Here is a 16,476-nt window from a genome sequence, read left to right as displayed (position 1 = left end):
GAGGCTGACCCTATCGCGCTGGTGGCGGCGCGATACGGCAACCGTGCAGTGCGGCGAAGGGGCGCAGCCATACCGAAACAAGGGCGGGCACGGTCAAGCCAAGAGCGGGTCAGCAGGAGGCAGCCACGAGATTCAACGTCTCGCCGCCAAGCACGATGATCGCGGACCACTTTGACCTGGATCGACCAACGCCTCGCTACCGTTCGGGCCGCCAGCCGACGAATCGAAGCGATGCAGCGTTTCGCAAGCGGGCCGCGGGCATCCACCGGGAGACCGCGTGACTTCGGTACTCCCGGTGGACACCAATAGCCTGCTCGCCGCTGCAGTTATTCGAAGCCGTTCTCAAAGATCCCGGTGTCGAGCAGCACACCCACTTCCGCCTCGTTGTCTTCAAGGCGATTGTCTTGGATCGCGGCGCTTAGCCGGGCGATAAGAGGCGCTTCCATTGCGTGCATTGCACCGAATGCCTCGACGGTCAGCTGTGCGCCGGCCTCCAAAGCAACCGCGAACGGAGCGCCGGCCGCGCAACTGAGCGGGACGCCGTCTACCGCACAATTCACCGACAGCCCCGCCGGCGCGTTGCTAAACGTCAACGTGACCGTAGCGGTGGCGGAACCCATGCCCTCGTTGGTCACGTCGCCACGCCAGCTCAGCGGGGCACCTGCGGCGGCGCTGACCTGCGATGCAAAGAGCGTAGTCGAGAAGTTCAGCCCGGTGAGTGATGCTGGGTAGCGGAATACACGCACGAAACCATCGACTCGCGTAGTCGCGACGATCTGACCCTGCCAGGAGAACAACGCAATTGGCAGCCCGGGGATCGTGGCCCGGCTGGCGGGCGTGAACGATGACCATCGGGTCAGTTCGCTGCGGCCTGATGCGGCCGAGGGCTTGAGCGTGTACAGCGTCGAGCCAATCCACGCTGCGTCGGTCAGGGTTTCGTTGAGCTGGCCAAGCCGGCCCAGCCCGCTGGCATCGTAAATTTCCCCGGAACCCAGCAGCACATAGCTGCCCGACGGGGGCAGCCTGATGGGATAGCGTGTGCCGACCTCGCCGTGATAAGGCGATTCACCGTCCGCCACGATACGCCCGGCAACCGAAACCTGTTCGAAGTGCAGGTCGTTGGGCGAAGTGCCGTCGCGGAAGAAGTACACGCGGCGGGAGGCTCGATCCCATGTGAACTGTGAAGCCCCGTAGTTCCAGTCGACCCAGTCGGTCTCCACGCCGGAGACACCATTGAACACGCGATGGCTTTCCCAGGCGCCGGTCATGTCGGCCGCCATCACCAGCCCGTCCATCGCGGCGAGGTTGATCAAATCCGGCGGCGAGTGAGCGAGGAAGTTCTCGCTGGCCGAATCGCGCGGGACCAGCGAGATCCGCCCTCCCGTCTGGGCCACGTACAGTCGCTCGCCGAGAGCGTCCAGGGAGACGAAGTCAGTCGTTGGCAACAAACCCACGGAAGGCAAATACCGGCCGGCCGCCAGATCGAACCGGTGCACCGTCGATCGCAGCCGATCGAACATGAAAAGACGACCGGAGTCGCTCATTTCGACCTTGGTGGGCTCGTAGCGACTGTGCGGAGAGGCCGGCGCTACTGCGACCGGCGCCCTGAATGACGGGACGGCGAGAACTTGCACGGAGCGACCGTCCCCGCCGCCGAACAGGTAGACAGTGTTGCCCGACAGCGCCACTCCATGCACCGGTTCGAGGCTGTTGGCAACGCCTAGCTCGCGGAAGCTGGGGTCAAGAAGCACTGCGTCGTCATCGCGCGCGAGCAGAACGTGCTGGCTTCCAAAAACGGCATCACGAACATACCCACCCAAGCCACCGCGATAGCTGAGGTCGGTTCCCCTGTAGGCCACACCCGCTCGATCAAGGAGAACCTGACCGTCCGCGCGCGCGAACAGACGCCCCCCGCGCGGAAAATCGCCGTGGTAAGGGCTGCTCAGCGCACCGTCGTCGATCATCCCGGTGTTCGGGTCATAGCCGATGCGTAGGATGTCCGAAGGACTCAACCCGACGTCCCAGCCGAAAAACAGGTTTGCCTCCGGCGAGGAAACTACCTCCGAAGGCGTGTCGTACCCGCCGAAGGAGGTGTACACGTCCACCTGCACGCCGTCAGACAGCCTGATGGACTGGATCTGGCGATCCTTGAACACAAACAGGAAGCCGTCGTCAGCGACGATGTCGCTCGAGTTGGTCCATGCATTTGGAATCAGCTGCTCGCCGCTTCCGTCCAAAGCGAAACGGCTGACCTTGCTACCGAATGCGACGACAAAGCCCTGAGGCAGCATCGCAATGTCGCGCGGCGCTGCATCGAACTCGATGGTCGGCAGCCAGCTGCGACTCGACAACTCGTACCGCTCAAGCTTGAAAGGAAACTGGTACAGAAAGTAGACCACACCGCCCGCTTCCGCCTTGTCCACCCACGGAGGAGTGTGCGACGGGGCCCCGCCCCAGCCTGCGTATGCGGGGGCAATCAATAGAGCGCAGAACAAACAGCTCAGCAAACGTCGCATGCGAAATCCCTCGAGACAATGAGCAGCTTCGACCAATGAGGATCCACAAAAAACTGAAACCCCATCAAATGACCCAGTAGGTGCCCTTGGGCCTCGCATAGCATAGGTCGACGTCTACCAACCGACCAGCCCCTGAAGCGTCTTGCCTACTTTCCACCTCACAACGAAGCCCGGTGCCGCCTGGTCAAACACATCGAGCTCGAAGGCCGCATCACCGAGCACCGCTACGACGGCGCCGACAACCGGACCCGCACCACGCTCCCCGGCGGCGCCGAGTGGAACCTCGAGTACAACGCCGACGAGCAGCTGACCGCGGTCGGGAACAGGGTCAGCACGGGAACAGGGTCAGGTTCACTTCCGACAGCCCCGCGCGCCGAACTCCTACGCCATCGCCAGCGTTCTGCACAGGCAGCCACGCCACGGCGGCACTTGATGCTGTGCGCACAGCCCGCCAACCTCGACTCGACCTGCCAGGCATTCCGCAGCACATCGTGCAGCGTGGAAACAATCGCCTTCCCTGCTTCCTCGACGACACGGATCGCGCCTGCTATCGCCAACTGTTGCGGGAGGCGCTGCTCGCCACGGGCTGCAAGCTGCACGCCTATGTACTGATGGACAACCACGTCCACCCGTTGGCAACGCCGCCCGAAGTGGGTGCCACAGGTTGACTGATGCAACAGCTCGGCCGGCGCTATGTCGGGCAGTTCAACGCGCGCCACGCGCGCACCGGAACGCTGTGGGAAGGTCGGTACAAGGCCTGCCTGGTGGATAGCGAACACTATCTTCTGCGCTGCAGCCGCTACATCGACCTGAACCCCATCCGCGCCCGCATGACGGACGACGGCGCACCCACACCGGGTACTCGCGTGCCGGCGCGAACACACCGTCCTGCAAAGACTCGGGCAGATCCGCGTCAACGATGAAGCGACCGTGCGCCGCGCAGTGCAGGCGCAGAAACACCGGGCACGTGGCGGGATCGCGGCCAGCGGCCATGCCGCGGCCCTGGAAGTAGTCGACGAACAGCTGCTTGAGGCCCTGAATGGGGTCGTCGCCGCAGCAGCAGGGCTCTGGCGGCAGCACTGGCGGCAGGCGGATGGGCGTGGCGCAGCCTGAAGCGGGCGAGGGCGTAGCGGGCGAGGGTGCGGACGGATCAGACGAGCTCGACATGGAACATCCCCAAGTGACGCGCAGGCCACGCGCTGGACAGGGCCGGGCATCGTCCCGGCGACGGCGCAACAGACCGACGGAATTGCAGTGCGCCGGCCAGGGGTGGGATGCCGACGACCACAAGGCGCGACGTCCGGGCCATCGCCGGCGGCGATGACGGTAGCCGTCGCGAACGTGTCGTCTGCAGTCGCCTCCGCAGCAATGGCGTCGCGCGGCCGGGACACCTGCGGCGCGTCCGCAGAGTGCGATCCGCGTCACGGTCGTTCAACCTGTCAGATTTGTCAGGTTAGGAGCCTGCGCGGCAGCAGCCATCGAGGCGAACGCGCGAAGCGCGAGAGCGGTCTAGATGGGGGCTTGCATGGCTTCGAATTTGAATGCGGCTTCTTGATTTCGGGTTTTGTTCCGGTGGGTCAAGACCCACCCTATGGTGGCCAAGCTTCCGCAGAGGTCTCGATGAGCGCGTGGGTGGCTTCGAGTTCGAATCCGGAATCTTTTCGCGTTCAGTTCGCCGGCTCGAACCCGTTGTCGTACAGGGGATATCCCGCGCGGTAGTGTTCCACGAAGCGCTGCGCGCCAGGAGCTGCCCATGAAGCCGATCGATTCCGCCAAGCTCGATGCCATCGTCGCCGCCGCGCACCGCAGCGCGCGAGAGCGGAACCTGGGCTATCGCGAGCGGGCGCTGAAGATGTATCCCTGGGTCTGCGGCCGCTGCGCGCGCGAGTTCACCCACAGCAATCTGCGCGAGCTGACCGTGCACCACCGCAACCACAACCACCAGGACAACCCGCCCGACGGGTCGAACTGGGAGCTGCTCTGCCTGTACTGCCACGACAACGAGCACCAGCGGCAGATCGAGCTGGGCAACAGCATGGGTCTGGACGACAGGATCGAGCCCGCCAAATCCAATCCCTTTGCCGGGCTGCGTGATCTGCTCAAGTCCAAGAACACGCCCTGAGCGTTCTGCAGCGCGACTCGCGCGTGTAGCCGCGGCGATAGGCCATGCCCGCGCCTGCGATGAACTCATGCACGCCCGCAGCACGGGTTCGGGCAACGGCAGCGGAGCGTTGCTGAGCTTTAGGGAGGAGCGCAGCGAAGCCCGTCTTCGGGTTCGCCGCTCGCGCGTGATCCCTCGCGGCCGGTTCTCCCGTGTGGAGGGGTACACGCCCCGCCGCTTCGGACCGCGCCCATGTCGAAATCACGATCGTCTCCGCCCGCCGGCCCTCGCAGGGCTGTTCGCGCGCTCGGCGCGGTGCTGCTCCTGGCCACGTCTGCAGCCGGGGCCATCGACATCACGGTCGACGTCCTCGGCGACCCGCCGCCGAACGGTTGCACGCCGGGAGACTGCTCGCTGCGCGAGGCCGTGTCGCTGGCGAACAGCCTCGCCGGCCCGGATCGGATTCTGCTGCCGGCAACCCCGGGCCTGCCCCTGCAGCTGTCCATTCCGGGCGGCGGGGACAACGTCAACGCTACCGGCGATCTCGATGTGCTAGACGACCTGGAAATCGTCGGCACCGGCGCTGCCACCACGACCGTGGCGCAGACCGCGCCAGACCGTGTCCTGCATACGATCATGGACGATGACAAGCGCCTGGTGCTGCGAGGCCTCACCCTCCAGGGCGGCCGCGCGTCTGAAGGTGGCGGCCTGTACTCGACCTCCTTGGTCACCATCGAGGACGCGGCCTTCGTTGGTAACGACGCCACCTTCGAAGGCGGCGCCATCAACTTCTTCGGGCCGGGTGCACCGTCGATCACCGAGTTCCGGCTCGTCATGCGCCGGGTCCGGTTCGAGAGCAACACGGCGATGGAGCTCGACGGTGCCCGCGGCGGCGCACTGGATGCGTGGAGCTTCTTCCAGAACCGACCCTTCGTGCTGATCGAGGACTGCGACTTCATCGACAACGAGGCCAAGGATGGCGGCGGCGCCATCCATTTCACCGGGTTCCCCAACAATTTCGGCGGCGAAGTGGCGATACGCCGCAGTCGCTTCACTGGCAACCGCAGCGGCGGTGAGGGCGGTGGCGCGATCCTTGCGAGCGCGTCATCGATGCGAGTGCAGATCGAAGACAGTGACTTCGACGCCAACGTCGCGACCGGCAACGTCACGGACGCGGCCGGTGCGGTCAACTTCGACAGCGTCGGTTCGGCCGAGGTGCTGCGTTCGACGTTTTCGTCCAACACCGGTGTGCGCGGCGGCGGCCTGCGCAGCACGGCAGATACCCGGATCGTCGACAGCCTGTGGGTCGACAACGCCGCCTCGAAGGGCGGCGGCGCGCTGTGGGGCGTGCGGGACATGCAGGTCGAGCGCTCCACCTTCGAGTCCAATCGCGTGACCAGCACCGATAGCGCTGATCCAGGCGGCGGCGCGATCGGCTTTCAGGGCTTCCAGAGCGGCACTCTCGCCATCCAGAGGTCGACGTTCTCGGGCAACGACGCCTTCCGCGGCGGTGCGATTTCGCTGGTATCGGGTGCCCTGCAGCTTTATGGCAGCACCCTGGTCGCGAGTCAGTTCGGCATGGTCGGGCAGTCCGCCACGGCGCTGCGGATCCTCGACGAGACACCAGCAAATTCGCTGGCGATCGCGAACACGCTCTTGCGCGGCTCCTGCGCGTTCCCGAACGCGGGAAGGCAGCTGGCGGTCGCCTACAACAATATCGAGGCCACAGGCGCCACCTGCCGCTTGACCACCGCGATCATCAATGCGCAGAACCAGGTCAACGCGAGCACCGCGCAGATCGCGCTCGGGCCGCTGGCCAACAACGGCGGCCCCACGCCAACGCGACTGCCCGGCGCCTTCAGCATCGCGATCAACGCGGGCCGCGAGTCCTTCTGCACCGCGACCGACCAACGCCACTTCGCCCGCGCCGATGCAAGCTGCGACATCGGCGCGGTCGAGTTCGGCGCGACGCCGCCCACCGGCGCTGTGTTCGCCAACGGCTTCGAGTAGAGCGACGACACGGGGCCGACGACGCGGGTGCCAGATCCGGTCGACCCTTGACCGTGAGCACGCAGCCAAAGCACAGCTGCGGGCGGCGCGCGGGGTGGGGCATTCGATCTGGGGCTGGTGGCGGTCGCTGTGCAAGTCGCGTGGCGATTGGCAGTGCCGGCGCTTGTCGGCGGTGTCGTGCGGGGCGCGCTTCCGTGAAGCGCTGCAGCTACGCGGGCTGACGCTCGTCATCGGTGCTGCCGCGTTGGAGATGCACCGCTCAAGCGCCCGGCGTACACGTTCCCCGCGGCTGCGGTGTTGAGGCGCCTTGCTGCCCCGCGGAGCGGCTGGAAGGGGCGCAGGAAAGGCATCTGGCCTCACTGTTCGATCTCTTGGAACATTCCCGCGAGTGGCAGTCCTTTCTGCGCACGGGGTGCCAAGATCATCGCCGCGCGAACTGCGGCTGCTTGCATGCGCATCCCATCGAATTGATTTGCTCTCAGGATAAGGAAAGCAAATGTCCATCACCGCCCGCCTGTTCCCTCGCCTGCACCCCTCGCTGCCGCAGAACGATTCCCCCGCAGGCCGTCGCCAGCGGCAGAGGCAGTTGCAGGAGAGCCGTCAGACCTACCGTTGGAACGATGCCGTGCCGAACGTAGTCGGTGTGCCAATGGCGGCGGAGGTGCCCACGGTGGACGAGCCCAGCCTGCCGTGGTTGTTGCTGGTGGCAGAAACCGGGTTGAAGCTCGCAGAGAACTTTCTGGTAGTGAAGCTGGAGGGCGACAGGGGCAAAGGCCTGATCGAGGATGCGTCGGCCGTGCGCAAGCTCGCCGAGGTGCGCGCGCGGCTGGCGACCACGCAGAGCCTGAAGGCCGCCCATCCGGACGCGGCGCAGACGGATCTCCTGCATGAGCTGGCGTCCGCCGCGAAGCACGTGGCGCTGCAGCACGGTGACTCTTTCGAGGAGCTGCTGGCCGACTTCAAGGCGCTGGTCGCGGAGTTCGAGCAGAGCGCGACGCAGGGCAACACGCTGGCCGACTACGAGGCCCTGTTCAAGACCCTGCCGCTGCCGGCGATCGCCGGGGATTTCATGGACGATGCGAGCTTTGCGCGGTATCGCATCGCCGGCCCGAACCCGATGCTGATCCGTGGCGTTGATGCGCTGCCGCCGACATTGCCGCTGAGCGATGCGCAGTACCGCGCGGTGATGGGTGCGGACGACAGCTTGGCCGCAGCGCTGGCCGAATACCGCGTGTACCTGCTGGATTACCGTGAGCTCGACTTTCTTGCTGCCGTGCCGGGCGAAACCGCTGGCGCGACCAAGCGCGTGTTCGCGCCGATCGCGCTGTTCGCGATCCCGAAGGGCGGCACGCGCCTCGTGCCGGTGGCGATCCAGTGCGGTCAGGATCCGACGAAGCATCCGCTGTTCTTCCCGGCGGCGCAGGGCAGCGCGCTCGGCTGGGGCTGGCAGATGGCGAAGACCGTGGTGCAGGTGGCGGAGTGCAACTACCACGAGCTGTTCGTGCATCTGGCGCGCACGCATCTCGTGCTGGAGGCCTTCGCGGTAGCGACCCATCGCTGTCTGGCCGAAACGCACCCGATCAACATCCTGCTGGTGCCGCACTGCATCGGCACGCTGTTCATCAACAACGCTGCAGGGAAGTCGCTGATCTCGCCCGGCAGCCCGATCGACGATTTCTTCGGCGCGCCGATCGCGCGTTCGCAGCAGGCCGCAGGCAGCGACCGGCTGGGTTTCGACTTCTACGCAAACATGCTGCCAGCCGACCTTGCGGCGCGCGGCGTCGACGACCCGGCGCGGCTGCCGGAGTACCCGTACCGCGACGATGCGCTGCTGGTGTGGGCTGCGATCAAAGCCTGGATTCACGACTACGTCGGCGTGTACTACGCCGACGACGCGGCCGTGACCGGCGATAGCGAACTCGCCGACTGGGCGGCATCGCTGATCGCCGACGGCAAGATCAAGGGGTTCACGCCGATCGGAACGCGCGCGCAGCTGATCGAGGTGCTGACCATGGTGGTGTTCACCGCCACGGCGCAGCATTCGGCGGTGAACTTTCCGCAGAAGCCCTTCATGACCTATGCCCCCGCGATCACCGGTGCCGGCTGGCAGGACGCGCCGGCAGCACAGCAGGGGCAGGACGAGCAGCAGTGGCTGGCGATGTTTCCGCCGACGAACCTCGCGCTGGAGCAACTGAACGTGCTCTACCTGCTGGGCTCCGTGCACTTCCGCGCGCTGGGCGATTACCGTAGCAACCACTTCCCCTATCTGCCCTGGTTCGAGGACCACGCCATCGTCAAGGGCGGCGGGCCGCTCGATCGGTTCCAGCAGTCGCTGCGCGAAGTGCAGGCGACGATCGAAGCGCGCAACGCCGAGCGGCCGCCCTATCCATTCCTGCTGCCGAACGGCATTCCCAACAGCATCAACATCTGAGCAGGAACGGCGTCCGGGACCGTGGGGCATCGCGCGGCGGCGAGTGCCGCAGGTCGTTGCGATAAGAAGGCGGCGAAAGCCCCGAGTTCTTCAAGCTCAGGGGGTGGCGAAGCCCGTGCGGCCTATCGCCCGGGGCAGCGACCGCGGAGTTCCAGGTCCATGGCTTTGGCATGCGGCGATAGCGAGGCTCGCGGGAGTGCATCGTGGATGCCCTTCGCTCTGTGCCGTCTGCACAGCGACGGAAGCGCGATCGAGCGGCGTAGCAAGGCCACCTGCTCGGAGTGTTTGGAGAGTGACGATGTCCCGCGACACGGATGTCCGGCGCGCCCGCGCCGCAGCGCTGGGGTTTGGGCGCATCGCGCTGATGGCTTGCTCGGCGACCGCAGCGGCCGCCGACACCTGCATCGATGCGAAGCCCGAGTCGGCCACGGCTGCCGCCAGCCTCAGCTCGCAGCGCCTGCTGCAGGCCCTGTTGGAGACGAACGGCGTACCGGGCATGGGCGCGGCGGTCGGGCAGGGCGATGAGGTGCTGTGGACCGGCTGCGCTGGGTATAGCGACCTTGAGGCGCAGACGCCGGTGCGGCGGGATACGGTGTTTCGCCTGGCCAGCGTGTCGAAGCTGATCGCCGCCACCGCGGCGGCGAAGCTGGCCGAGCAAGGCCGGCTGGATCTCGATGCTCCCGTGGGCGAGACGCTGGACTGGCTGGCGTCGGCGTGGCAGGCACCGACGCCGCGGCAGCTGGCGGCGCATATCTCCGGTGCGCCTCACTACATCGATGAAGATTTCGAAGCCCTCGGCGATACCCACTTTCCGACGGGTCGCGATGCCGTCGGCTACTTCTCCGACCGCGCCCTGCTGTCGAAGCCGGGCACCACCTACCACTATTCGTCCTGGGGCTACACCTTGCTGGGCGCCGTCATCGAGGCGCGCTCGGGCCAGCATGTCCTCGACTATGTGCGCGAGCAGGTCACTCCGGGTCTGGCGATCGACGCCGACGGCAGCCTTGGGCCGTCGCGGGAGTCGCTGCTCTACGACATCGAGAACGGCGCCGCGCGCCAGATACCGCGAACCGACATGAGCTACACCTGGGGCGGCGGCGGCTTTGCCGCGACGCCTGAGGTGCTTGTGCGTTTTGGCGGTCGGCTGATGGCGCATCGCATCGTCAGCGCCGAGACCTGGCAGGCGATGCTGCAGCCCACGCTTCTGGCCGACGGTACGCCGGTGCGCGAGCGCGACTACGCGCTCGGCCTCGGCTGGCGGGTCGGTGTCGATTCCGATGGCGCGCGGATCGCCCACCACGCGGGGGTCACCGAGGGGGCACGCAGCGCGCTGGTCCTCTGGCCCGGCGAGGACGTGGCGGTCAGCGTGGTCTCCAACGCGTCCTGGGTTTCTTCCATCGAGTTGACCGCGCGGGTGCTGGCCGCGCCTTTCCGTGCGCCGCCGCCGGGCCTCGTCGCCAACGCCTGTCCCGCCAGTGGACGGATGGCGGCGAGTTTGAAAGGCGAGACCTTCGAGGTCGAGGTCAGTTTCGGTGTGGAGGAGGGTCGCTGCGTGGGAGAGATCACGGCGGCGGACCCGCTTCGCGCGCACTTCCAGAGCGCCTACCAGTGGCCCGATCAGCGCCTGCGCATCATCGCGATGGAGGCTGACGGCGGGCTCGCGCGCGCCGGGCTTGCCACCCCGCACGGGCTGTACGACCTGCGCGCCAGCGCACCTGGTCGCTGGTCGGCCATATTCGGCAGCAGCGCGACGCTTGAGTTGGCGACGATCGACGCGACAGCTGGGCGCTGATCGTCGGCGCCATCCGCACCTGCCACCTGCGTGCGCAGGCTGAGGTTGCCCGGCAGACGATGCGAGATTCTCAGCGCATTCCGCGGCCTACCGCCGGTAGCCGCTGAGCGGCGCTTGCGCGGCGGGCGGCGCGCCCCGAGCTTGTCTTGCACCCACACCCCGGACTCAGCCCATGACAGACAGCAACCCCCCGCGCGCTCTGCAGGACCCACGCCTCTCGCGCCTTGCGGCCTTCACCACCACACCCGGCGGCGGCAACCCGGCGGGCGTGTGGATCGACGAGGCGCTGCCTTCGCCTGCCGCCATGCAGTCCATTGCGGCCGAGGTGGGCTACTCGGAGACCGTGTTCATAGCCCCAAGCAAGGGGCCGCGCCGGCAGGCCCGCTACTACAGCCCGCTGGCCGAGGTGCCGTTCTGCGGGCACGCCACCATTGCGGCGGGCGTGCTGCTGGGCCAGCAGGGCGAATGCGGGCGGCTGTGGCTCGACACGCGCGTTGGCGAGATCGCCCTGGACATCGCGCGTGCCCCTGACGGAGACGGCAGTGCACCGGTCGCCAGCTTGATATCGGTCGCCACCGCCCAGCGGCCGCTGCCGCCGGGTCTGCTCGATGAGGTGCTTGCACTGCTCGGCTGGCAGCACGACGAGCTGGACCCCGAGCTGCCGGCGACCGTGGCCTATGCCGGTGCGTTTCATCTTGTGCTGGCGGTGCGCGAGCGGGCGCGTCTGGCGGCGCTGAGCTATCCCTTCGAGGCGCTCAAGGCCCTGATGCTGAAGCACACGCTGACCACCCTGCAGCTGGTCTGGCGCGAGCATGCGAGCTGCTTCCATGCACGCAACCCATTCCCGGTCGGAGGCATCGTCGAAGACCCGGCCACGGGTGCATCCGCGGCTGCGCTGGCGGGCTGGCTGCGCGATGCCGGTCTGTTGGCCGCGCCCTTCACGCTGCAGATCCATCAAGGCCACGACATGGGCCGCCCCAGCCTCATCGAGGTCGAGGCGCCTGCTGCCGGTGGGATCGTGGTGCGCGGGCGAGGTGTGGCGATGGACTAGCTGCAGGGCGGGGGTGCGGCCTGCTCTTGCCTGGGTCGCCACGACACCGGACACACAGGCCAGCTGCCGATACAGAGCGCTGACGCAAACGCGTCTGCTCGGGCCCTCGCGCTGTGCTGAGTGCAGCGACGCGGTGCACACGCAGTGCGCATCTGACACGTGAGGGAAGCTTCGCTCTCAGAGCGTGTGAAAAAACCCAGACGCCGTAGCGAGGGCGTCTCTGGGCGTTCGTGGCAAAGCGCGCGACGTGAATTCAAGGGAGTTTGGCGAGCTAGTGACCGCGGAATTCGCGGAGCGCGCTGCCGCTACGGACGTCCAGAGGCGGCCGCAGTAGGCGGATGGTTTTTTCACATGCTCTCAGTGCGTCCAGGCGGTACCCCGCCGAGCGCTTCGCTCGCAGTGTGCCGACATGCGCCGACCCAAGGTCAGCGCATGTCGGGTTCGGATCGCGAGTCGCGTCGGAGGTCGTCCCGCTGCCAGCGCAGCTAAGCGCAGCCAGCGGGAGAACTGCCTTCAGCCGGACGACGCGAGGCTCAGGGGCCGGCAATGCCGGTGATGAAGCTGCGGACCGAAGCGTTCGAGATGCGCGTGTAGACGCCGAAGAAATTCGGGCGCGCGCAGCCGTCGCCCCAGCTCGTGATGCCTGTCAGCACAGAGCCGCGGGCGAGCGGGCCGCCCGAGTCACCTTGGCAGGTGTCGATGCCGCCGCTATCGCGCCCCGCACAGAGCATCCGGCTGGTGATCTGGCCGCTGTACGAGTTGGAGTCGTTGCAGTTCGTGCGGCTTGCCAGCGGCACGGTCACCTTGCGCAGGTCGATCGGTGAGCCGCCGCCCTCGGACGTTGCCCCCCAGCCGGTGGCCAGCAGAGCCGTGCCTTGCGCGGGGTCTGCGGTCGCCAGCGTGGCGAGCGGAGCGCCGGTGGCGGATGTGGAGAGCTGCCAGACCGCGACGTCGTAGTCGTAGGTGCTGGCGTTGTAGCTGGGGTGGATCACGATGCGCGTCACGTTGCGGCGCACGCCGCTGCCGTCAAGCCTGCGCGTGCCGGTGAGCACCTGGACTTGTCCCGCGGTGACGAAATCGCTGCAGTGTGCAGCGGTGATCACGTAGTTCGCCTTGTAGAGCGTGCCGCCACAGAACTGCGCGTTGGCCGTGTTCGCAATGTTCCTCTGCAGCAACGCCACCTGGAACGGGTTGTCTGCCGCCGTGGCCAGCGTGCCGCCGACAATCATCGGGCCCATCATCTTCTCGATGTCGGCCTCGCGCAGGTCGGGCATCGCCTCCATCGTGCGCTCGGCGACGCGCAGCTTGACGTATTCGCGCATCCAGTTCTTTTCGGCCTGCGGTGACGCTGCGTGCGCCGTGACGGGCAGCAGTGAAGATCCGACGGCGATCGCACAGGTGGCGGCAAGCGCGCTGAGCGCGCGTGTTTTCCTCAACGAAGCCTTGCGCATGTCTCTTCCTCCAGCGTGGGGTGGTCGATCCCGGCTCGCCGCGCGTTGCGGGCGAGTGAGGGTCATCAGTCAGAGTGGTGCCTCGCGGACAGGCTCGCGCGAAACTGCGCGTGTGAAAATTGACGTAATGATGCGGCGTGGCAAGAGTTCTGCGGCAGCACAGTTCAGGCGAGCCGGTGGCAAGACTGAGGCCAGTTTTTCCGTCTGTCAACCGATGTCATAAGCGCCTGAGCATTCGGGCCGGCGCCGATAGTCTGTGCGACGCCTGCGCCGGTAGAGCACCGCGATTCGCGAGGCTGCGACAGCGCGCCAACGCTAAGGCAACGCTGAAGAATTCAGCGTTGCCGCGCGCCATGGGGGGCGCGCCCGCGGATTGAGCACGCGATGCTTGATCCAGCGTGACCGAGCGAAGCGAAGGCGTCGCCGGGTAGCGGCCGAACGAGTCCGGACAGGTGCCGGACTCGCGACCACGGATCAAGGCCAGGAGGGACTTGATCAGTCTTGCCCCAAGTGTTCGGGCGATTTCCGGGCGCGCTGTTCCGCTGTGGGCCGGGCGTCTGTGAGTTCAGCAGAAAACCTTCATGCCCGTGATTCGCGAGGGCGCTCTCGATCCTTCGCTGGCCACTCGGCCTGGCGGCAGAGCGGCGACATACGGCGACTCGCGCGAGAGTGATGCCTGCCGGCTCGGACGGGTCGGCGCTTCTCCAGTCCAGCCCGCGCTGGATGGCCCACGCGCTTCGGAGCGTCACAGGTCGATGGAGCCCGCCGCTGATCCCATGCCGGCGACTGCTTCAGGCGCTGCGCGCAAGCCACTCCGCAGCGCATGGCATCTGGACCAGGGTTCGGTGTTGCCGCTGCAGTGATCACCTCATGGAGGCAGCACACACAGGCCGAACGTCAAGCTGAGTCGGCTACGCGGATTCTGGATCATGGGGCGACTCGGCGGGCAGCTCCGCCAGAAAGTCGACGCTCGAAGACGTGCGCGATTTCATCGAGGCCGGTGTCCAGCTCGACCACCACGGCGAAGAGCTGTGCATCGCGCACACTTTCAAGCGCCGCGAAATCGAGGTTTTGCGCGACGAGAAGGGCGAGTCCGTGCGGTCACCGGTCGCACGCGTACTCGGCGTCGGTCGCGCTGCGCTTCGTGCCCACAAAGGCGAGTGACGCCCTGGCCCGGGTTTCGCCGGACCGATCGGGCGCATAGGCCTCGCCCGTATCGCACCAACACAGGCGAAGCGCGTCCGCGCGGCCCTCACCAATCCGTCGGCGCGTAGTCCTTCAGAAACTGCCCCCACACGTGCTCGCCGGTGTTGAAGCCGTGGATGATCGGATCGACGATGCGGGCGGCGCCGTCGACGATGTCGAGCGGCGGGTGGAAGCGCTCTTCCCGTACTTTCTTCGCCGCGATCTCGGCCGGGTCTTCGTCGGTCACCCAGCCGGTGTCGACGCTGTTCATGTGGATGCCGCTGTTGTGGTAATCGGCGGCCGAGGTGCGCGTCATCATGTTCAGCGCGGCCTTGGCCATGTTGGTGTGCGGGTGCCGGGTGGTCTTGAAGTTGCGGTAGAACTGCCCTTCCATCGCCGACACGTTGACGATGTGCTTGTCGTGCGTGTGTTCGCTGCCGGGCGGTGTGCGCAGCATCAGCGGCTTCAGGCGCGCATTGATGATGAAGGGCGCGATGGCGTTGACCAGCTGGGTTTCCAGCAGTTCGACCGAGGGCACTTCGTCCATCAGCAGGCGCCATGAATTGCGCCCGCGCAGGTCCACCTGCTGCAGGTCCTGGTCCAGCCGGCCTTCGGGAAACAGGTGCTGCTGGCCCAGCAGTTCGTCGGCCAGCAGGGGCACCTGCGACAGCTCGGCGGCGCGGGTCAGGCCGTCGGCGCCGATGACGCTCTGGCCCTGTGTGGCCGGCAGCCTTGCCTGGGATGCACCCGGCAGCAGGTCGACGCTGCGCAGGCCCTCGTAGCTGCCGATCAGTTTGCGCACCGTGTCGGGCAAGGTCTGCAGGGCCGCGGTTTCGCCGGCCATCATGTGCGCATAGAACTGCGGCGGGCGGCGCACGGTCTGGCAGGCGTTGTTGATGATGAAGTCGAGCCGCGTGCGGGTGGCCAGCAGCTGGCTGCAGAAGGCCTCGACGCTGGGCGTGTGACGCAGATCGAGGCCGAAGATCTCCAGGCGATGGCCCCAGTCGGCGAAGTCGGGTTCTGCGGCGTAGCGCGAGGCCGAGTCGCGCGGGAAGCGCGTGGTGACGATCAGTTCGGCGCCGGCGCGCAGCAGCTTCAGGCCGGCCTGGTAGCCGATCTTGACCCGGCCGCCGGTCAGCAGGGCCACGCGTCCGCTCAGGTCGGCGGTTTCGGTGCGCTTGAAGTAGTTCAGCGCCGCACAGGTCGGGCACATCTGATCGTAGAAGTGGTGCAGCTGGGTGAACTTCTGCTTGCACACGTAGCAGTGACGCAGCTCCGGCGAGTGCAGCGGTTCCGCCGTTGCGGGCTCGCCCTCGCCATTGCGGGCGTCGTGCAGGCCGGCGGCATGCGGCGGAAAGTAGTTCGGCGTACTGAACACCGGCTTGCGTCGCAGCACGCGGATGCCGGTCTGGTCGAGCAGGGCATCCGCCTGCCGCAGCTTGTCCTGGTGGCGCTGCTTGGCCTCCTGCTTGAGCTTCTTGCGACGTGCTTTCGGTTCGGGGTCGCTGACCTTGGCGACCACCCGATGCAGGCGCGCGCGCTCTTCGTCGGGCAGGGCGTCGAGGAGGCTGCGATCAGCATCGATCTGCTCCAGCAGGTCCAGCGCGACGCGCAGGCGTTCGGAAAGGGAAAGGTCGTCGGGCGCAGGCGGGGCAGGGGTGTTCAAGACGTATCCGGGGGGAGTGTCGGCAGGCCGGGGCGGGCGCGGCGCGAAAACGGGGCGACAGGATAGCGGGCTCGGCGGCGGTTCTCGCGGAAAGCTTCGTTGCCCATGCACGCAGTTGCGTGCCGGCCTGGTGCGCGCCGCGCTCGCCGCAGGCTTAGGCGGCGCGCCTTGCGAAGGCAGCGCTCGCGCGCTGGCAGCCTGTCGAGCTTCGGGGGTCGAGGCGAAGGTCCGACTGCGCGAGGACAGTGTTTTGACGATCTGCAGGCCGAGTGG

The 16,476-nt window shown here is 67.0% G+C and carries 11 protein-coding genes and 1 pseudogene; 9 read left to right on the top strand and 3 right to left on the bottom strand.

The annotated features are described in order from the left end of the window. Positions 1-326: 326 nt before the first annotated feature. Positions 327-2,516 (bottom strand): hypothetical protein, encoded by a 2,190-nt coding sequence (locus tag H4O13_07515; GenBank protein ID MBE5315234.1) that lies wholly within the window; start codon positions 2,514-2,516, stop codon positions 327-329. Between the two features lie 102 nt (positions 2,517-2,618). On the opposite strand from H4O13_07515, the pseudogene H4O13_07510 reads away from it, so the two are divergent. The 8 genes and pseudogenes from H4O13_07510 to H4O13_07475 all read left to right on the top strand — a co-directional run bounded on the left by H4O13_07510 (position 2,619) and on the right by H4O13_07475 (position 11,901). Next, a pseudogene (locus H4O13_07510) lies at positions 2,619-2,792 on the top strand (hypothetical protein). A 161-nt stretch (positions 2,793-2,953) separates the two neighbouring features. After that, positions 2,954-3,184, top strand: a complete 231-nt coding sequence (locus H4O13_07505) for a transposase (protein MBE5315233.1) — start codon at positions 2,954-2,956, stop codon at positions 3,182-3,184. 3 nt (positions 3,185-3,187) lie between these two features. Beyond that, entirely contained in the window at positions 3,188-3,439 is a 252-nt protein-coding gene (locus H4O13_07500) for a hypothetical protein (GenBank protein MBE5315232.1), read from the top strand. An 830-nt stretch (positions 3,440-4,269) separates the two neighbouring features. Beyond that, positions 4,270-4,638 carry an HNH nuclease family protein gene (locus tag H4O13_07495; protein ID MBE5315231.1) on the top strand — a complete coding sequence of 123 codons (369 nt, stop codon included), beginning with the start codon at positions 4,270-4,272 and terminating at the stop codon, positions 4,636-4,638. Between the two features lie 231 nt (positions 4,639-4,869). Continuing rightward, positions 4,870-6,627, top strand: coding sequence for a hypothetical protein (locus tag H4O13_07490; GenBank protein MBE5315230.1), 1,758 nt, complete (start codon positions 4,870-4,872; stop codon positions 6,625-6,627). 496 nt (positions 6,628-7,123) lie between these two features. Further along, positions 7,124-9,058: an arachidonate 15-lipoxygenase gene (locus H4O13_07485; protein MBE5315229.1), complete on the top strand. Its 1,935-nt coding sequence runs from the start codon at positions 7,124-7,126 to the stop codon at positions 9,056-9,058. 298 nt (positions 9,059-9,356) lie between these two features. After that, positions 9,357-10,850 carry a beta-lactamase family protein gene (locus H4O13_07480; protein ID MBE5315228.1) on the top strand — a complete coding sequence of 498 codons (1,494 nt, stop codon included), beginning with the start codon at positions 9,357-9,359 and terminating at the stop codon, positions 10,848-10,850. Between the two features lie 172 nt (positions 10,851-11,022). Continuing rightward, positions 11,023-11,901: a PhzF family phenazine biosynthesis isomerase gene (locus tag H4O13_07475; GenBank protein MBE5315227.1), complete on the top strand. Its 879-nt coding sequence runs from the start codon at positions 11,023-11,025 to the stop codon at positions 11,899-11,901. Positions 11,902-12,434: 533 nt separating this feature from the next. Here the strand turns inward: H4O13_07475 and H4O13_07470 are convergent. After that, entirely contained in the window at positions 12,435-13,352 is a 918-nt protein-coding gene (locus tag H4O13_07470) for a serine protease (GenBank protein MBE5315226.1), read from the bottom strand. Between the two features lie 978 nt (positions 13,353-14,330). Here H4O13_07470 and H4O13_07465 point away from each other — a divergent pair. Beyond that, positions 14,331-14,516 (top strand): hypothetical protein, encoded by a 186-nt coding sequence (locus H4O13_07465; GenBank protein ID MBE5315225.1) that lies wholly within the window; start codon positions 14,331-14,333, stop codon positions 14,514-14,516. An 88-nt stretch (positions 14,517-14,604) separates the two neighbouring features. On the opposite strand, the gene H4O13_07460 is transcribed toward H4O13_07465, so the two are convergent. Continuing rightward, a complete protein-coding gene (locus H4O13_07460) occupies positions 14,605-16,203 on the bottom strand; it encodes an SDR family oxidoreductase (GenBank protein MBE5315224.1) in 1,599 nt (532 codons plus the stop codon). Between the last annotated feature and the right edge of the window lie 273 nt (positions 16,204-16,476).

This window comes from Lysobacterales bacterium, assembly GCA_014946745.1.
GTDB lineage: Bacteria > Pseudomonadota > Gammaproteobacteria > Xanthomonadales > Xanthomonadaceae > Aquimonas.
Note: the sequence above shows the minus strand (reverse complement) of the source record. Positions and strands in the feature narration are given on the sequence as shown.